The sequence below is a fragment of the Bacteroides sp. B1-V-101 genome (assembly GCF_023656585.1).
Lineage (GTDB): Bacteria > Bacteroidota > Bacteroidia > Bacteroidales > Bacteroidaceae > Bacteroides > Bacteroides thetaiotaomicron.
This window is the reverse complement of the sequence record NZ_JAMOKH010000017.1, coordinates 46,956-62,822: the sequence shown is the minus strand read 5'-3', so window position 1 is coordinate 62,822 and position 15,867 is coordinate 46,956. Positions and strand designations below refer to the sequence as shown.

The following is a 15,867-nucleotide window of genomic DNA, read 5'->3' as shown; positions in this document are numbered from 1 at the left end:
AATATGTCCTAACAGTTGATAACTGTTGAATTCGACAAAGTTAGCGAACGCCGAAAGCAACCATCATTAAAAACTGATCATTTTAGAACAATCTCTGACCATTTCGAGTATAAATGCTTATTTTTGCATCTGATAATGTCTATTTATACAGAAAACTTATGCTGAAAATATTAGTAACGTATGCCGTTCAAGGCGAATTTGTAGAGATAAAGTGGCCCGATGTAGAGCCTTATTACATCCGTACGGGGATTGGAAAAGTGAAGTCCGCCTTTCATCTGGCAGAAGCGATCCGCCAGGTGCAGCCCGATCTCGTTTTGAATCTCGGAAGTGCCGGAACAGTCAATCATCAGGTAGGGGATATCTTTGTCTGCCGCAAATTTATAGACCGCGATATGCAGAAACTTGCCGGACTAGGTATGGAATGCGAAATAGATTCTTCCGCTTTGCTCGAAACAAAAGGCTTCTGCAAGCATTGGACGGAAGAGGGAATCTGTAATACGGGAGATGGTTTCCTGACGGAACTGACTCACGTAAGCGGAGATGTCGTCGACATGGAAGCGTATGCGCAAGCCTTCGTCTGCCGTTCCAAAGAGATTCCTTTTATCTCCGTGAAGTACGTGACCGACATTATCGGACAAAACTCCGTGAAACATTGGGAGGACAAACTTGCCGACGCCCGTCAGGGGCTTTCGAACTATTTCAATGTCTTGAAAGAAAGAATATGATAGGTGACTCCTGCCGCTATAAGTCCCAGAAGAATTTTCACCCATAGGAACGGAATCAGGAAGAAGATGCAATAGAGCATCGTTCCCCACATCAGCACAAGGGAGATAATCTTGGCGCGGAGCGGTATTGCCTTGTTTTCCCGGAAATTGCGGATGTATGGACCGAAGTGCCGGTGATTCAGCAACCAGTTATATAATCGTGGCGACCCTTTGAAATAAAGTGCGGCGGTCAGTAACAGAAAAGGGGTAGTGGGCAGTAACGGCAGAAAGATGCCGAGAATGCCGAGTCCGAGAGATATGCTTCCTAAAACAATATAAAGAGTTTTCATTCGGCAAAGATAGTGTAAAAACAGGAAAAAATAATCGGGTTTGCTGGATGAAAGCTCTTTTTATATTACCTTTGTCCTTGCATCGAGGTGACATTAGATGCTTGTAACTATATTAAATATATACAGCCATGTTTACAGTAATCAAACGCATGGAGATATCAGCTTCTCACAAGCTGGTACTTCCGTATCGCAGTAAATGCGCCAGTCTACACGGTCACAACTGGATTATCACTGTCTATTGCCGTTCCTCACGGCTCAACTCCGAAGGAATGGTGGTGGATTTCACCCGAATCAAAGAAGTGGTCACGGAGAAACTGGACCATCAGAATCTGAATGAAGTACTTCCATTCAATCCGACAGCAGAAAACATTGCCCGATGGGTTTGCAAGCAGATTCCGCAATGCTATAAAGTAGAAGTGCAGGAGTCCGAAGGAAACATCGTCATCTACGAGAAAGATGCTGCGGCAAACGAGAAAACTCCGGCAGCAGGAGAGACAGAATAGACAATAGAAATTTTAGAACAGCTCGAATGATGAGAAAGATTAATGAAATCTTTTATAGTCTACAGGGTGAAGGCTACCACACAGGTACTCCGGCAGTCTTCATCCGCTTTTCCGGATGCAACCTGAAATGCAGTTTTTGCGACACACAACACGAAGCAGGCACCTTGATGACTGACGACGAAATCATAGCCGAAGTCAGTAAATATCCCGCCGTTACCGTCATCCTCACAGGGGGAGAACCTTCGCTCTGGATAGACGACGCGCTGATCGACCGTCTGCACGAAGCGGGCAAATACGTTTGTATCGAAACCAACGGCACGCGACCGCTGCCGGAGTCCATCGACTGGGTGACCTGTTCGCCCAAGCAGGGTGTCAAATTAGGGATTACCCGGATGAATGAAGTGAAAGTTGTCTACGAAGGGCAAGATATAAGTATTTATGAACTGCTTCCCGCTGAACATTTTTTCCTCCAGCCTTGTTCTTGTAATAACACTGCTTTGACAGTGGACTGTGTAATGCGACATCCTAAATGGAGACTAAGCCTGCAAACGCACAAACTAATTGACATCCGGTAAGCTGATAAAACGGATGTAGTAGCAGAGGATGCATCTAAATTTTACGTAATATAATTATGAAAGTAGGTTTATTTATTCCTTGTTATATCAATGCTATCTATCCCAATGTGGGGGTAGCATCGTATAAACTATTGAAAAGTTTAGGAGTAGATGTCGATTATCCGTTGGATCAGACCTGTTGCGGACAACCGATGGCGAATGCCGGTTTTGAAGATGAATCGATGAAGCTGGCGCTCCGTTTTGACGATCTGTTCCGGGAGTACGATTACATTGTCGGCCCTTCCGCCAGTTGTGTGGCATTTGTGAAAGAGAATCATCCCGGTATCCTTGAAAAAGAAGGGCATGTCTGTCGGAGTGCGGGGAAGATTTATGATATCTGCGAGTTTATCCATGATGTACTTAAACCGACGAAGATACCCGCACGCTTCCCGCATAAAGTCAGCATCCACAACAGTTGCCACGGTGTGCGTGAACTCTTGATTTCCGCTCCCAGCGAGTTAAATATCCCTTATTACAACAAATTGCGTGATCTGCTCGATATGGTCGAAGGCATCGAAGTTTTCGAGCCCAGCCATATAGACGAATGTTGCGGGTTTGGCGGTATGTTTGCCGTAGAAGAGCAGGCGGTGTCCGTCTGCATGGGGCGTGACAAGGTGAAAGACCACATGGCTACCGGAGCCGAATACATTGTCGGAGCGGACAGTTCCTGCCTGATGCACATGCAAGGTGTGATCAAACGGGAGCATCTGCCGATTCAAATTATCCACATTGTCGAAATTTTAGCGTCGCAATCATGAGTACCAAACATTCAAAGGCTGCCGAAAAGTTCTTGCAGGACAGCAAGATGGCAGCATGGCATAACGAAACCCTTTGGATGGTCCGAGCCAAAAGGGACAAGATGAGCAAGGAAGTTCCCGAATGGGAAGAGCTTCGCAACAAGGCCTGTGAACTGAAACTGTATTCCAACAGCCACCTCGAAGAACTCTTGCAGGAGTTTGAAAAGAACGCCACTGCCAACGGAGCGATTGTGCACTGGGCAAAAGATGCGGACGAATATTGTGCCATTGTGTACGAAATACTGAATGAGCATAATGTACATCATTTCATCAAGAGCAAGTCGATGCTTGCCGAAGAGTGCGGGTTGAATCCCTTCTTGATGGAACGCGGAATAGACGTGGTAGAGTCCGACTTGGGCGAGCGTATTCTGCAATTGATGCATCTCGAACCGAGCCATATCGTTCTTCCTGCTATCCACATCAAACGGGAGCAAGTGGGAGAACTGTTTGAAAAGGAGATGGGGACGGAAAAAGGAAACTTCGACCCGACCTACCTTACTCATGCCGCACGCAAGAATCTGCGCCACCTCTTTTTGAATGCGGAAGCCGCCATGACGGGTGCCAACTTTGCCGTAGCCTCTACCGGAGACATTGTAGTCTGCACCAATGAAGGGAATGCCGATATGGGTACTTCTTATCCGAAGTTGAATATAGCCGCTTTCGGCATGGAGAAGATCGTGCCGGATCTGGATGCGCTGGGTGTGTTCACCCGTCTGCTGGCACGTTCGGCAACCGGACAGCCGGTGACTACCTATACTTCTCATTACCGCCGTCCGCGTGAAGGTGGCGAATATCATATTATTATTGTGGATAACGGCCGGAGTACGATCCTTTCCAAGCCCGACCATATCAAGACATTAAACTGTATCCGTTGCGGTGCCTGTATGAATACCTGTCCGGTCTATCGCCGGAGTGGGGGATACTCCTACACTTACTTTATACCCGGCCCTATCGGTATCAATCTGGGGATGGCTCATGATCCGGAGAAGTATTATGATAATCTTTCCGCCTGCTCCTTGTGTATGTCCTGTTCTGATGTCTGTCCGGTAAAAGTGGATTTGGCAGAACAGATTTACAAGTGGCGTCAAGACCTTGACGGATTGGGAAAGGCGAATACCGGAAAGAAGATAATGTCCGGTGGCATGAAGTTCCTGATGGAGCGTCCTGCATTGTTCAATGCGGCTTTATGGGCGGCTCCGATGGTAAACGGCCTGCCACGCTTTATGAAATACAATGACTTTGACGATTGGGGCAAAGGACGCGAACTGCCGGAATTTGCCAAAGAGTCATTCAACGAAATGTGGAAGAAAAACGAGGTACAGGGAAAGGAGGAATCAAAATGAGCAGCAGAGAAGAAATATTGGCGAGCATCCGCAAGCATACGCAGACACGCTACGAAAAACCGGATATAGCAGATATGAAACGTTTGACGTATCCGGACAAAATGGAGCAATTTTGCGCTATCAGCCGTGCGGTAGGCGGTACGGCAGTGGTATTGGGTGAAGGCGAAGATGTGAATGCCGTCATTCGCCGGACGTATCCGGATGCGATGCGCATCGCTTCCGTATTGCCGGATATATCTTGCGCAACTTTCAATCCGGATATGGTGAACGACCCGAAAGAACTGGACGGTACTGAGGTCTCCGTTATTCGGGGAGAGATCGGAGTAGCGGAGAACGGCGCTGTCTGGATACCGCAAACCGTGAAGTATAAAGCGATTTATTTTATTTCGGAGAAACTGGTGATTCTGATCGACCGGAATAAGATTGTGGATACCATGTACGATGCTTATCGCAAACTGGACGGACAGGAATATCAGTTCGGTACCTTTATTTCCGGCCCGTCAAAGACGGCGGACATCGAACAGGCATTGGTCATGGGAGCGCATGGAGCACGGGAGGTTTTGGTCATATTGACGTAACTCCGCTTTATTACTCTAAAATAAATTTGGATTTAAAACAATAGAAGCTTAGGGGCAGATTAAAAAGTCGGTAGTATCCATATTCTCCTCCTTCTGGAAGGAGGAGTGGTCGAAGACCGAGGTGGTAGGCGAATACATAAATTAATAATAATGAATATGTTATATGCTTACCTACCACCTCCCCCTACGGGTACTCCTCCTTCCCGAAGGAGGAGAATGTGGATACTATCGACTTTTTAATCAGTCTCACTATAATCGTCTAAATAATAAAAACAGTATGTATGCAAATAAAGTAAAGAAGATAGCTGCCGTTCATGACCTTTCGGGGATGGGACGTGTTTCTCTGACAGTCGTTATTCCTATCTTATCTTCTATGGGTTTTCAGGTTTGTCCGCTTCCTACGGCGGTATTGTCCAACCATACGCAGTATCCCGACTTCTCCTTTCTGGACCTGACGGATGAAATGCCGAAGATCATAGCCGAATGGAAGAAGCTGGAAGTTCAGTTTGACGCTATTTATACCGGTTATCTGGGTTCCCCGAGGCAGATTCAGATTGTTTCCGATTTCATCAAGGATTTCCGTCAGCCGGATAGTCTGATAGTAGCCGATCCGGTGCTGGGTGATAACGGCCGGCTTTATACCAACTTTGATATGGAGATGGTGAAAGAAATGCGTCATCTGATAACCAAAGCGGATGTGATCACACCGAATCTGACAGAACTGTTTTATTTGCTGGACGAACCGTATAAAGCGGATAGTACGGATGAGGAACTGAAAGAATATCTCCGTCTCCTGTCCGACAAAGGTCCGCAGGTGGTTATTATCACCAGTGTTCCGGTGCACGATGAGCCTCATAAGACTTCCGTATATGCCTACAATCGTCAGGGAAATCGCTACTGGAAAGTGACTTGCCCTTATCTGCCTGCCCACTATCCGGGTACAGGGGATACATTCACAAGTGTGATCACCGGCTCCTTGATGCAGGGAGACAGTCTTCCGATGGCGTTGGATCGTGCTACCCAGTTTATTCTGCAAGGGATTCGGGCAACCTTTGGCTATGAGTATGACAACCGGGAAGGTATTTTGCTGGAAAAAGTGCTTCATAATCTGGATATGCCGATACAAATGGCAAGCTATGAGTTGATATAATTAATATTTATAAACTTTTGTACTTCAGATATTTCTACTATTTTTACTGCCTAATTAGTAATCATGAATAAACATATCTGATGACTCAAACACTTAAAACGACTGAACGGCTTGGAGTAGTAGATGCTCTGCGCGGATTTGCCCTGCTGGCTATTGTATTGTTGCACAACCTTGAACACTATAATCTGTTTTTACCGCTGGATTATACGTTGCCGGCATGGTTGCAGACCATAGATAAGTATGCGTGGGATACCATGTTCTTCCTGTTTGCAGGGAAGGCATACGCTACGTTCTCTTTGTTGTTCGGATTTAGTTTCTATATCCAGTTTCATAATGCGGAAAAGCGCGGAACAGATTTCCGTGGACGATTTGCGTGGCGGATGTGCCTGCTTTTCCTGTTTGCACAGTTACATGCCTTGTTCTACAACGGGGATATTCTTTTGCTTTATGCAGTAGTCGGCTTTGCCTTGATTCCTGTTTGCAAGCTCAAAGATAAGACGGTCTTTTGGATTGCTGCCATCTTACTTTTGCAACCTTATGAATGGGGGCGTGCCATCTATGCAATGATCAATCCGGAGTATGTACCGTCAACAGGGCATTTTATTCCTTATTATAAACTTGCTCAGGAAGTGACATCCAATGGCAGTTTCTTTGAAGTACTCCGTTCCAATATCACTGACGGACAGATGTATAGCAATATCTGGCAAGTAGAAAACGGTCGCCTGTTCCAGACGGCAGCTTTATTCATGTTCGGAATGCTTTTAGGACGCCGGAAGTATTTTATGAAAAGCGAAGAGTCCCTGCGTTTCTGGAAGAAGATGCTGACAGGTGCTATCCTTGCATTTATTCCTCTCTATTGCTTGAAAACTTTTATACCCGCTTTGATTACAAACCCATCTATAATGGTTCCGTATAAGATTGCTGTTCCGTCTTATGCCAACTTTGCTTTTATGGTCATTCTTGTTTCTGTCTTTACCTTGCTTTGGTTTAAGAAGGATACAGGATATAGCTGGCAAAGTCTGCTGATTCCTTACGGCCGCATGAGTCTGACAAACTATATTTCTCAGTCAATCATGGGAGTAACCATCTATTACGGATTCGGACTGTCAATGTACAAGTATGCAGGAGTAACGGGAAGCCTGCTGATTGCATTGCTTATCTTCACTATTCAGTTGATATTCAGCCGCTGGTGGCTTGCCCGTCATAAACAAGGACCGTTGGAATTCCTGTGGCGTAAAGGAACTTGGATTTAGAATCTTATAACGACTGACAGGCGCTTATTATTCTCAAACCATTCTCATCGCAATGAGAAAAAATTCTCAAGGCTATGAGAAAAAATACTCATTGCGATGAGAAATAATTCTCAAGCCTATGAGAATCTTTTCTCATGGGCTTGAGAACTTTTTCTTATTAAAGTGAGTATAATTCTTGTTGTATTCATCATTCATAAGAAAGCTAATTCATAAAAAGTCAGCTCTCATAAGAACTCTGCCGGCCACATTACTTGTGGAATTTCACTGTGATTTCTGCCGATTGGTTTCCGTAAGTCCAGTCCGGACCTTCTTGAATCAGGCGTATGGCCTCCTTATCCAGAGACTTGCAAAGACTTTCCTTGACTTTAATGTCGAAGGGACGCCCTTCTTTGTTAACAAAGAAAGTCAAGGTAACTTTGCCTTTGACTTCTGCGCAAGCGTCGTCCGCAGGGTATGCCAGATTCTTTTTCAGATACTTTTTATATTGCTTCATTCCTGTCACGGGTTCCGGAACGACAGGACCCTGTAAACTATCGGCCTTTTGGGAGATAACAGCGTCTTTTAATGTATCTGATTTCTGTAATGTACCCGAAGCTTTTTTCAAATCTTTGATGGATACGGTAGAAATGGCTCCCGTCACAGCTACCTTTTTCTGTGCGCCATATCCTGTTACTACGACTTCATCCAGTGTTGTTTTATTTTCACTCATGGCTATAAGCATATTCTTACTGGTGTCTGCCGGTATACTAACCGGATTATAGCCAATATAATGTGCAGTTAATATTTCATTACCTTCCTTTTTGGGCAAGGAGAATTCTCCGTTGATATCCGTTATCGCTCCATAAGTTGCTCCTTTATAAGTGACGTTAGCTCCGATGAGTGGTTCTCCTTTGTCGTCCGTCACTTTCCCTTTGATCATGTTGTTCATTTGGGTGGTCAATTGAGCTGCTTTCATCTTTTTCCTGTTGGTATCCAGGAAAGAAGTATCTGTAACCGTTGTGATAGCCGCTTCTTCCAGCTCTTCTGCCGGAGCAACCATTTCTTCCATTATCGGAGTTCCGGCAGGCGTTGCTTGGGGAGTCGCTGCTTTAGAAGCCACTGCTTTAGGAACCGTTGCGGAAGGAGCCCCCGAAGGTGTACTTTGGGATGGAGAATCCTGCCTTGTCTTGGCGATTATATCTTTTTCGACCGTTTCCTTTGTGGCAGAAGGGCGACCGGAATCCGGTTCCATCTTTGGAGCGGATAGGGAAGTGTCTTCTTTGTGAGCAGGAACAGTTGCAGTGGCAGAGGGCTGCTCTTTAGCTATAAACACATCCTCTCCAACGTTCTGTTTCAGAAACAGGAAGTAACTGCTGATTCCGATTCCTATAATCAGGCAGGCGGCAATGCTCCAGGTGACGGCATACGTATTTCTTTTCTTTGCCGAATGGGCGTTTACCTTCATCCGCAATTTATTAATCTGTTCTTCGTGGTCCCCTTCTACTTGGTGGTACCCATCCATCGCGTCAGCCAGAAAAGGGTCTTTCATCGACTCTTTTTCCAGTCGATGTGCCTCTTTCCCTTTGCGGAGTCCTCGTATGTAGTCCAATAGTTTCATAGGGCTTGTTTCTTAATACAATTTTTTAAGTTTCGCTTTCCGTTCTGGATATAGCTTTTCACGTTATTCAGAGTAAATCCGGTTTGTTCGACAATATCTGCATACGACATTTCTTCCAGGAAGAAACGTGTAATGCTCGTCCTTTGTTCTTCGGGCAGCTTTTCCAGACAGTGATGCAATGCTTTCAGCTGCTCTTCCGAACTTTCCTCTTCACTTAATAGATGCAGAAATTCGTCGGATTCCATAATATTAATGGTATAATCCAGCGGAATTTCTTTGTTTTCCTTTCGTAACAGTTGCAGGCAATGGTTCTTCGCCACCCGATAGAGCCACGGCTTGAATGCTTTTATTTCATAATTGATGATTTTAGGTAACAGGTCTTCAAACATCTGCATCACCGCTTCCTGCGCTTGGTCTTCATCTTGCAGATATTTCAGGCAAAGTCCGTACGTCAGCGGGATATAACGGTTGTATAGTTCACCGAAATATTCCGTATCCCCGGACTTTATATAATGGGTCAGTAGTTCCTCGTCCGATAGCTTCGATATGTTTCGTACATTGAACAGCACTTTCTCTATTCGTCGTCTTCTGTTACTACCTGATATTTATCTTTCATCATCTCAAAATCATCCGTTATCTGTTTTAGAATCTCATGAACGTCTGTGCTTCCGGCTACGGCAGGCGTTCCGTAAAAGATGGATGCCTTGTAAGGCAATAAGATTAATTCTCCCTTGGGGAGTGAACGTCCCATGCCGGTCATGAAAACCGGTATATATTTCAGTTCCGGTCGCAGAGACAAGATACGGGCTATGCCGGACTTTATTTTTCCCATTTGTTCGGGTTTCCCTCTTGTACCTTCGGGAAAAAGAATCAGCGAGTATCCTTCATCGATGGCATCGAGCATTTTCCGGAGTGGGTCGTGCTCCGAGTCCTTTTCTCCTTTTCTTCTGATGAGAAGGGTGTTGATGAAGTAATTGCTGAAAGCGGCCTGAAACCGGGTTCTTCCGAAGTAATCTTCCGCGGCTACGGGTTTTACTTTCCACAAAAGGTTGCCGGGTAGGGAAGAAAGCAGGCTGAGTGTATCCAGATGGCTGTTGTGATTGGCAAGGATGATGAATTGTCCTTCCTTTTGGAGGAATCGGGTATCGGGGAACTGGACTCCTACGATCAGTTTCAGAAACCACCGGAATATACCTTTATATAGTATCTGCATCATGGCAGACTGCATGAATCTTTTTTTCATAGTATGCCGGCTAATAAGCTATATAATAAACGAGGTGGAAGAACACCGGAGCTGTATAGGACAGAGAGTCTATGCGGTCGAATACTCCACCATGACCGGGGATGCTATCTCCCATGTCTTTGATGCCTTTATCACGTTTGATGGCCGAGATGACTACATCTCCCGCAAATCCGGCAATGGCAATGAGGGCGCTGACCAGAATTACGTTGGGCGTGGAGAGCGGAGTGAGGAATCCCAGAAAGTATCCTATAACCGTAGTGCTGACGACACCTCCCAAAAAGCCTTCCCATGTTTTGTTGGGACTCACTTTGGGCAGAATTTTGTGACGTCCGAAGAGTTTTCCCCAGACGAACTGCATGATATCGTTGATTTCTGTAAGGAACACGAGGAACATCAGCAGTCCGCGTCCTCCCGCATTGAAGCCCGGCAATTCGGGTAACGAGAGAAGATAAGCGAGGTGGCTGATACCAAATACAGAAAGCATCAGAATCCATTGCAGCAAAGCGATGGATTTAGTGATTCCGTGTGTATCGCCTTTCAATACCAGTCGTAATGGCAATAACAGGAACATAACTACGGGGATGAATATGATGTATGCTCCATACCATGCGATATAAGCAAGATAGTATTGGATAGGAATAGCCAATATGCCCCAGAACAGTGCACGGCGGTCTGCCTCTCTGAATCCTAATACCGAATAAAGTTCTCTGAATGCTATAAAAGAGAGAAATGCAAGAAAAAAATAAGAAATGTCGTAGCTGATGAAAACGGCACCGATAAACATTGCTGCCATAATCCACCATGAGCGGGTACGGGCAACCAGTTCGCTGATATTGGTTTTCGGCGACAGCTTTTTTACCAGAAAGAGGGCGATGCTTGCCGTCACCAGCAAACAGATAATAAGGGTGATTACAATAATCAACTCATCGCTTAGCGTAGGGAATAATTTGTCCAACAGTTGTTTCATTTCGCTTCGTTGTTTGTGTGAGACATAAGATATAAACGGTGTATAAGAGTGGCGATCAGACCGATATTCATTAGTATAAGAGTAATGAGGCACACGATCTGTTCATATCCCCAGTGAATGGTGCAGGTGGCAATCACAAAGCACAGTGTCAATAAAGCCATGCGATGTTGCTTCGCCATCGGGCCGTTAAAGAAATGCTGTTGTGTCTTGTAAGCTCCTATCCAGCGGAAATAAGCGGTCATTACGGCAAGCAGGGCGGCAAGCCATCCCAGTTCTATCCCGAATCCTCCGGCTACATAGCCTACAGGAATGATAAACAAGGCATCGGCGAATCGGTCGGGCATATCATTGTATAAATCTCCGTTGGCACTTTTCTTTCCTCCTTCTATAGCCACCATTCCGTCAAACAGATTGCATAGTAACCGCGACTGCATACAGACGATGAACAGAATATAAGCGACGTATTTATTGAAATCGGGATAGATAACAGTGCCCGTCAGCAGAAGGCAACCAGCCAAAGCGAAGAATACACTCATCATTGAAATCTGGTTGGGAGTGATGCCCCAACCGGTTAGTTTACGGGCGATAATGTTAGCCCAAGCGGTGTTTCGTGAGGCTATTTCCCGCCTTCCGTCGACTTCATGTTTCATGTTTATGAATGTTTATTGTTCGCAAATATACACATCATCTTAGAAGCAGCAAAAGAATGAAGGATTATTTTGAAAAGCGTGCTATTTTCAATGAAAATAAAAAAAACTTCTGTTGGTTTATGGAATCCGTGTGGAATCTGCATCTCTATAGTAAAAGCGGATTAATTGTAACATTTTAAAAAGATAAAGTTATGAAGACAAATCAACTCAGAGCAATGATGCTCACGGTGATGTTAGTGATTACTACATTGGGTGGTACGGTATGGGCACAGCCTTTGATCGTAAAGGGAACGGTGACGGACGGATCAGACGGTTCGCCGTTGGTAGGATGTGCGGTGACGGTCAAGGGAACATCCCGTGGAGCTGTTACGAACCTACAAGGGCAGTACAGGATTGAAGCAAACAAGGGGGAAACTCTTATCTTCAGCTATATTGGTTTTGAGAAAGTGGAAAAAATCATATTCTCTGCAAAGATGGACGTAAGCCTTATGGCTAGTTCTGATGTTTTGGAAGAATGTGTTGTCGTCGGATACGGCAGCCAGCGAAAGGTAGCTGTTACCGGCGCCATATCAACCGTCAATCTGGCAAGTCTCAGACACCCGTCCGTACGTATGGATGCAGTAAATACGGAAGAATATAAATCGATCAGTGAAAATGGTTTTAAGCAGGTAGGAGAATCTCCGCTTTCTACTTTCTCTATTGATGTGGATGCCGCTTCTTACAGTAATATGCGTCGTATGATCAACAGCGGTACCTTGCCGGTGGCCGATGCTATCCGTACGGAAGAGTTAGTGAATTATTTCTCCTACGATTATGCGAAGCCGACCGGAAGCGATCCGGTGAAGATTACAATGGAGGCTGGTGTTTGTCCCTGGAATGCTGATCATCGTCTGGTACGTATCGGACTGAAAGCAAGGGAGATTCCGACTGACAAACTTCCGGAATCTAATCTGGTATTCTTGATTGATGTATCCGGTTCTATGTGGGGACCTACCCGTCTGGATTTGGTGAAGTCATCTCTGAAGCTATTAGTTAATAACCTGCGTGAAAAAGATAAAGTTGCCATCGTTGTGTATGCAGGCAACGCCAGCGTAAAACTGGAATCTACTCCGGGCAGTGACAAACAGAAAATACGTGATGCGATAGACGAACTGACATCCGGTGGCTCTACGGCCGGCGGCGCAGGTATCCAACTGGCTTATAAAGTGGCTAAACAGAACTTCCTTCCTAAAGGAAACAATCGGATCATTCTTTGTTCCGATGGAGATTTCAATGTAGGTGTTTCTTCTGTGGAAGGTTTGGAACAGTTGATAGAAAAGGAACGTAAGAGCGGAGTATTCCTGAGTGTGCTAGGTTATGGAATGGGTAACTATAAAGACAATAAAGGTCAGGCTTTAGCAGAAAAAGGGAATGGAAATCATGCTTATATCGATAATTTGCAGGAAGCCAATCGTGTCCTGGTGGGTGAGTTTGGCGCTACGCTTCATACGGTGGCGAAGGACGTAAAACTGCAAGTGGAATTTAATCCGGCTCAGGTGCAGGCATATCGTTTGGTTGGTTATGAGAGCCGTTTGCTGAAAGACGAAGACTTTAATAATGACGCCAAAGATGCCGGAGAATTGGGAGCCGGACATACGGTGACAGCTTTCTATGAAGTGATTCCCGTAGGCGTAAAGAATGACTACGTAGGAAAGATAGATGATCTGAAATATCAGAAGAAACAAAAAGAGACGGTGCAGCCGACCGGCTCTAATGAATTGCTGACCGTGAAACTGCGCTATAAAGCTCCGGACAAGGACGTCAGCAAAAAGATGGAAGTTCCCTTTGTGGATAATAAAGGAAATAATGTTTCTTCCGATTTCCGCTTCGCTTCTGCCGTGGCTATGTTCGGTCAGCTGCTTCGGGACTCTGACTTTAAAGGAGAGGCAAACTATGATAAAGTGATCGGCCTTGCCAAACAGGGATTGGATAATGATGAAAAAGGATACAGAAGAGAATTTATCCGTTTGGTAGAAACTGCCAAAGGGATGAAGCAGGAGAAAACCATAAGTGATTAACGATTACAATTAGGAAAGAGTGTATAGACGCTATAAGAAGGTATCTAAGTGTTAAAGAATCAATTTAAAGGACGGATTTATCTGCAATAGTTTTGCTGATAAACAAATGTTTATTATGTTTGTACTGTGTTTTTAAAGCGATGTTTGACAATCAGGAAGAGCTAAAGGCTCACATAGAGCATGTTAAGCGATGCTTGCAGTTCTATGCTCAAAGTGTGGAGGAATTGTTGAAGCAAGGATACCCACAAAGAGAGTTAGAGAGGTTGATCGATATTCAACTGGATAAGCTGATCGAACTCCTCAAACAACTGAAAGACTAACATTAACCTCCTCATGTATTGAGGGGGTGCTTTAAAAACTCAATCATATAAAAATGTTTGTTATGGGAACAGATAGAGAGATAAATAATTTGTTGAATGAATTTCTCCAGCTGGAGACAGATGAACAACGGAGACAGTTCCAGGGTAAAATAGCTCATACCTTATCAGGGAAAACGGAAGAGGAAAAACGTGAATTTGCTGAGATTCTTTCCAATAAAGCTCAGCAAACAATAGACCAGTCACAAGCGTTGATTGATGAATATGATTTCAAGCAAGCATTGAAAGATATTGTTCCGGCTATTACTTGGTCTTATATTGCTGAAGAATATTTTAATAAGTCGCGTTCTTGGTTCAGTCAGCGTATGAATGGTTATCATGTTAATAACAAGGTTGCTACCTTTACTGACGATGAAATTGATTTATTATCAGATAGTTTACTCGATTTGAGTGAACGAATAAAGAAAAGTGCTTTCCTCTTGAGGAAACATCGCCTTTAAAAACACAACTTTCGAATGAAAGCGGCTTCCATATTAAATTGGAAGCCGCTTTTTATATATAAAAATAGCTGTAAGCATTATACTTACAGCTATTTGACCTTGCACGGGAGGAGAGGCTCGAACTCCCGACACCCGGTTTTGGAGACCGGTGCTCTACCAACTGAGCTACTCCCGTGTTTGCGGCTGCAAAGGTAGTATAAACTTCCGAACCAGCAAATATTAGGGTAAATAAATTTCCAATTATTTTAATTTTTCCCATTCATCGGGCTTAAAACCTACCAGAACGAAGCTGTCTGTCACTACTAACGGGCGTTTCACCAGCTTACCGTTTGTTGCCAGCAATGCGATTTGTTCTTCCTCAGTCATGGAAGGCAGCTTCTCGCTCAGTTTCAGTTCTTTATATACCAAACCGCTTGTGTTGAAGAATTTCTTTATTGGCAATCCACTTCGTGGAATCCATGCTTTCAACTCTTCCACCGTAGGGTTATCTTCCACAATGAGCCGGTTAGTGTACTCAATGTTATTTTCGATTAGCCATTTCTTAGCTTTCTGGCATGTACTGCACGCCGGATATTGCAAAAATAAAGGTGTCATACTATATACTATTTATCGATTATTATTACTTAATACCTATTACCTAAATTACCATCTGCAAATCCTGATACATAATCCGATAGGCGGCGGCTTTTTTATCTAATGCAAGCGGGTACGCCCGTGAGGAAGAAGGCATCCGGTAGAGTCTCATCGCCCGTCCTTCAAACACAAATTCGGCATAGTCTCCTACTTTCGGTTCTTCCACTTCCAGTTGTGCACGGAGCGTATCCGTTGCCTTCTGTCCGGTGGTGACGATTGCTCTGCATTCGGGCAGTTGGCGGAGTAATGCAGCAATGTCCGTCGGCTGCACCACTTCCAGAAATTTGTCCGAAGCATTATCCTGCAAACGCCGGATAGATGAGGCTGTATCGAACAGGGCGATTCCTTTTTCATTCAGGAAGTCAATAATCTCTTCCCGGCAGAATGCTTTCCGCGTATCGTTCAGAAAGTGATCTTTGTCTCCGAAAAACAAGAGTCCGACAATGCGCCACATATCATTGTTCAGGTTCGGATAATAAAAATCCATCGACCACCGTTTTCTTTGTGGCGGAAAACTTCCCAGCATCAGCAGCTTTGCTTTTGGTGGGAGAAAAGGTTTTAAAGGATGTTTTTCGATTTCAATCTCCATATTGATGTAATTTCCTACAAAA

At 44.6% G+C, this 15,867-nt stretch carries 18 protein-coding genes and 1 tRNA gene; 10 read left to right on the top strand and 9 right to left on the bottom strand.

What is annotated here, in order from left to right; all coding sequences use genetic code 11:
• The first annotated feature begins 158 nt into the window (after nucleotides 1-158).
• Nucleotides 159-725, top strand: coding sequence for a 5'-methylthioadenosine/S-adenosylhomocysteine nucleosidase family protein (locus NBH01_RS14210; protein ID WP_008764610.1), 567 nt, complete (start codon nucleotides 159-161; stop codon nucleotides 723-725).
• Here the strand turns inward: NBH01_RS14210 and NBH01_RS14205 are convergent.
• Nucleotides 695-1,054, bottom strand: coding sequence for a YbaN family protein (locus NBH01_RS14205; protein ID WP_008764611.1), 360 nt, complete (start codon nucleotides 1,052-1,054; stop codon nucleotides 695-697). The two genes, NBH01_RS14210 and NBH01_RS14205, sit on opposite strands and share 31 nt — an antisense overlap.
• A 128-nt stretch (nucleotides 1,055-1,182) precedes the next feature.
• On the opposite strand from NBH01_RS14205, the gene NBH01_RS14200 reads away from it, so the two are divergent.
• The 7 genes from NBH01_RS14200 (at nucleotide 1,183) to NBH01_RS14170 (ending at nucleotide 7,292) form a co-directional block, all read left to right on the top strand.
• Nucleotides 1,183-1,557, top strand: coding sequence for a 6-pyruvoyl trahydropterin synthase family protein (locus NBH01_RS14200; protein WP_008760111.1), 375 nt, complete (start codon nucleotides 1,183-1,185; stop codon nucleotides 1,555-1,557).
• Nucleotides 1,558-1,586: 29 nt separating this feature from the next.
• Nucleotides 1,587-2,132 (top strand): 7-carboxy-7-deazaguanine synthase QueE, encoded by a 546-nt coding sequence (locus NBH01_RS14195; RefSeq protein ID WP_130041359.1) that lies wholly within the window; start codon nucleotides 1,587-1,589, stop codon nucleotides 2,130-2,132.
• A gap of 56 nt (nucleotides 2,133-2,188) precedes the next feature.
• A complete protein-coding gene (locus NBH01_RS14190; protein ID WP_016268288.1) occupies nucleotides 2,189-2,929 on the top strand; it encodes a (Fe-S)-binding protein in 741 nt (246 codons plus the stop codon).
• Nucleotides 2,926-4,311, top strand: a complete 1,386-nt coding sequence (locus tag NBH01_RS14185; protein ID WP_008764614.1) for a lactate utilization protein B — start codon at nucleotides 2,926-2,928, stop codon at nucleotides 4,309-4,311. The genes NBH01_RS14190 and NBH01_RS14185 overlap by 4 nt, the downstream gene beginning before the upstream one ends.
• Nucleotides 4,308-4,889 carry a LutC/YkgG family protein gene (locus tag NBH01_RS14180; protein ID WP_130041360.1) on the top strand — a complete coding sequence of 194 codons (582 nt, stop codon included), beginning with the start codon at nucleotides 4,308-4,310 and terminating at the stop codon, nucleotides 4,887-4,889. Before NBH01_RS14185 ends, NBH01_RS14180 begins: the two co-directional genes overlap by 4 nt.
• Nucleotides 4,890-5,166: 277 nt before the next feature.
• Nucleotides 5,167-6,039 (top strand): pyridoxamine kinase, encoded by an 873-nt coding sequence (locus tag NBH01_RS14175; protein ID WP_130041226.1) that lies wholly within the window; start codon nucleotides 5,167-5,169, stop codon nucleotides 6,037-6,039.
• 80 nt (nucleotides 6,040-6,119) lie between these two features.
• Nucleotides 6,120-7,292, top strand: a complete 1,173-nt coding sequence (locus NBH01_RS14170; protein WP_234141626.1) for a DUF418 domain-containing protein — start codon at nucleotides 6,120-6,122, stop codon at nucleotides 7,290-7,292.
• Nucleotides 7,293-7,539: 247 nt separating this feature from the next.
• Here NBH01_RS14170 and NBH01_RS14165 read toward each other — a convergent pair whose 3' ends face one another.
• The 5 genes from NBH01_RS14165 to NBH01_RS14145 are packed head-to-tail and all read right to left on the bottom strand — an operon-like array spanning nucleotide 7,540 to nucleotide 11,749.
• Nucleotides 7,540-8,889: an energy transducer TonB gene (locus NBH01_RS14165; protein WP_250700162.1), complete on the bottom strand. Its 1,350-nt coding sequence runs from the start codon at nucleotides 8,887-8,889 to the stop codon at nucleotides 7,540-7,542.
• Nucleotides 8,886-9,458 carry an RNA polymerase sigma factor gene (locus NBH01_RS14160; RefSeq protein ID WP_234141628.1) on the bottom strand — a complete coding sequence of 191 codons (573 nt, stop codon included), beginning with the start codon at nucleotides 9,456-9,458 and terminating at the stop codon, nucleotides 8,886-8,888. The genes NBH01_RS14165 and NBH01_RS14160 overlap by 4 nt, the downstream gene beginning before the upstream one ends.
• Before the next feature lie 5 nt (nucleotides 9,459-9,463).
• Entirely contained in the window at nucleotides 9,464-10,117 is a 654-nt protein-coding gene (locus tag NBH01_RS14155; protein ID WP_234120573.1) for a lysophospholipid acyltransferase family protein, read from the bottom strand.
• A gap of 25 nt (nucleotides 10,118-10,142) precedes the next feature.
• Nucleotides 10,143-11,099: a phosphatidate cytidylyltransferase gene (locus tag NBH01_RS14150; protein ID WP_011109264.1), complete on the bottom strand. Its 957-nt coding sequence runs from the start codon at nucleotides 11,097-11,099 to the stop codon at nucleotides 10,143-10,145.
• Entirely contained in the window at nucleotides 11,096-11,749 is a 654-nt protein-coding gene (locus NBH01_RS14145; RefSeq protein WP_008760121.1) for a CDP-alcohol phosphatidyltransferase family protein, read from the bottom strand. The genes NBH01_RS14150 and NBH01_RS14145 overlap by 4 nt, the downstream gene beginning before the upstream one ends.
• Before the next feature lie 191 nt (nucleotides 11,750-11,940).
• On the opposite strand from NBH01_RS14145, the gene NBH01_RS14140 reads away from it, so the two are divergent.
• Nucleotides 11,941-13,806, top strand: coding sequence for a vWA domain-containing protein (locus tag NBH01_RS14140; RefSeq protein ID WP_250700161.1), 1,866 nt, complete (start codon nucleotides 11,941-11,943; stop codon nucleotides 13,804-13,806).
• Nucleotides 13,807-14,188: 382 nt separating this feature from the next.
• Complete coding sequence (locus tag NBH01_RS14135) at nucleotides 14,189-14,623, top strand: DUF5053 domain-containing protein (RefSeq protein WP_008760122.1); 435 nt, start codon at nucleotides 14,189-14,191, stop codon at nucleotides 14,621-14,623.
• 102 nt (nucleotides 14,624-14,725) lie between these two features.
• On the opposite strand, the gene NBH01_RS14130 is transcribed toward NBH01_RS14135, so the two are convergent.
• From NBH01_RS14130 to NBH01_RS14120, 3 genes are all read right to left on the bottom strand, one after another.
• Nucleotides 14,726-14,798: transfer RNA gene (locus NBH01_RS14130), tRNA-Trp, on the bottom strand.
• A gap of 65 nt (nucleotides 14,799-14,863) precedes the next feature.
• The gene (locus tag NBH01_RS14125; RefSeq protein WP_008760124.1) at nucleotides 14,864-15,217 is read right to left on the bottom strand and encodes an arsenate reductase family protein; all 354 of its coding nucleotides are present in this window, start codon (nucleotides 15,215-15,217) and stop codon (nucleotides 14,864-14,866) included.
• A gap of 43 nt (nucleotides 15,218-15,260) precedes the next feature.
• Nucleotides 15,261-15,845, bottom strand: a complete 585-nt coding sequence (locus NBH01_RS14120; RefSeq protein ID WP_195380708.1) for a uracil-DNA glycosylase family protein — start codon at nucleotides 15,843-15,845, stop codon at nucleotides 15,261-15,263.
• Between the last annotated feature and the right edge of the window lie 22 nt (nucleotides 15,846-15,867).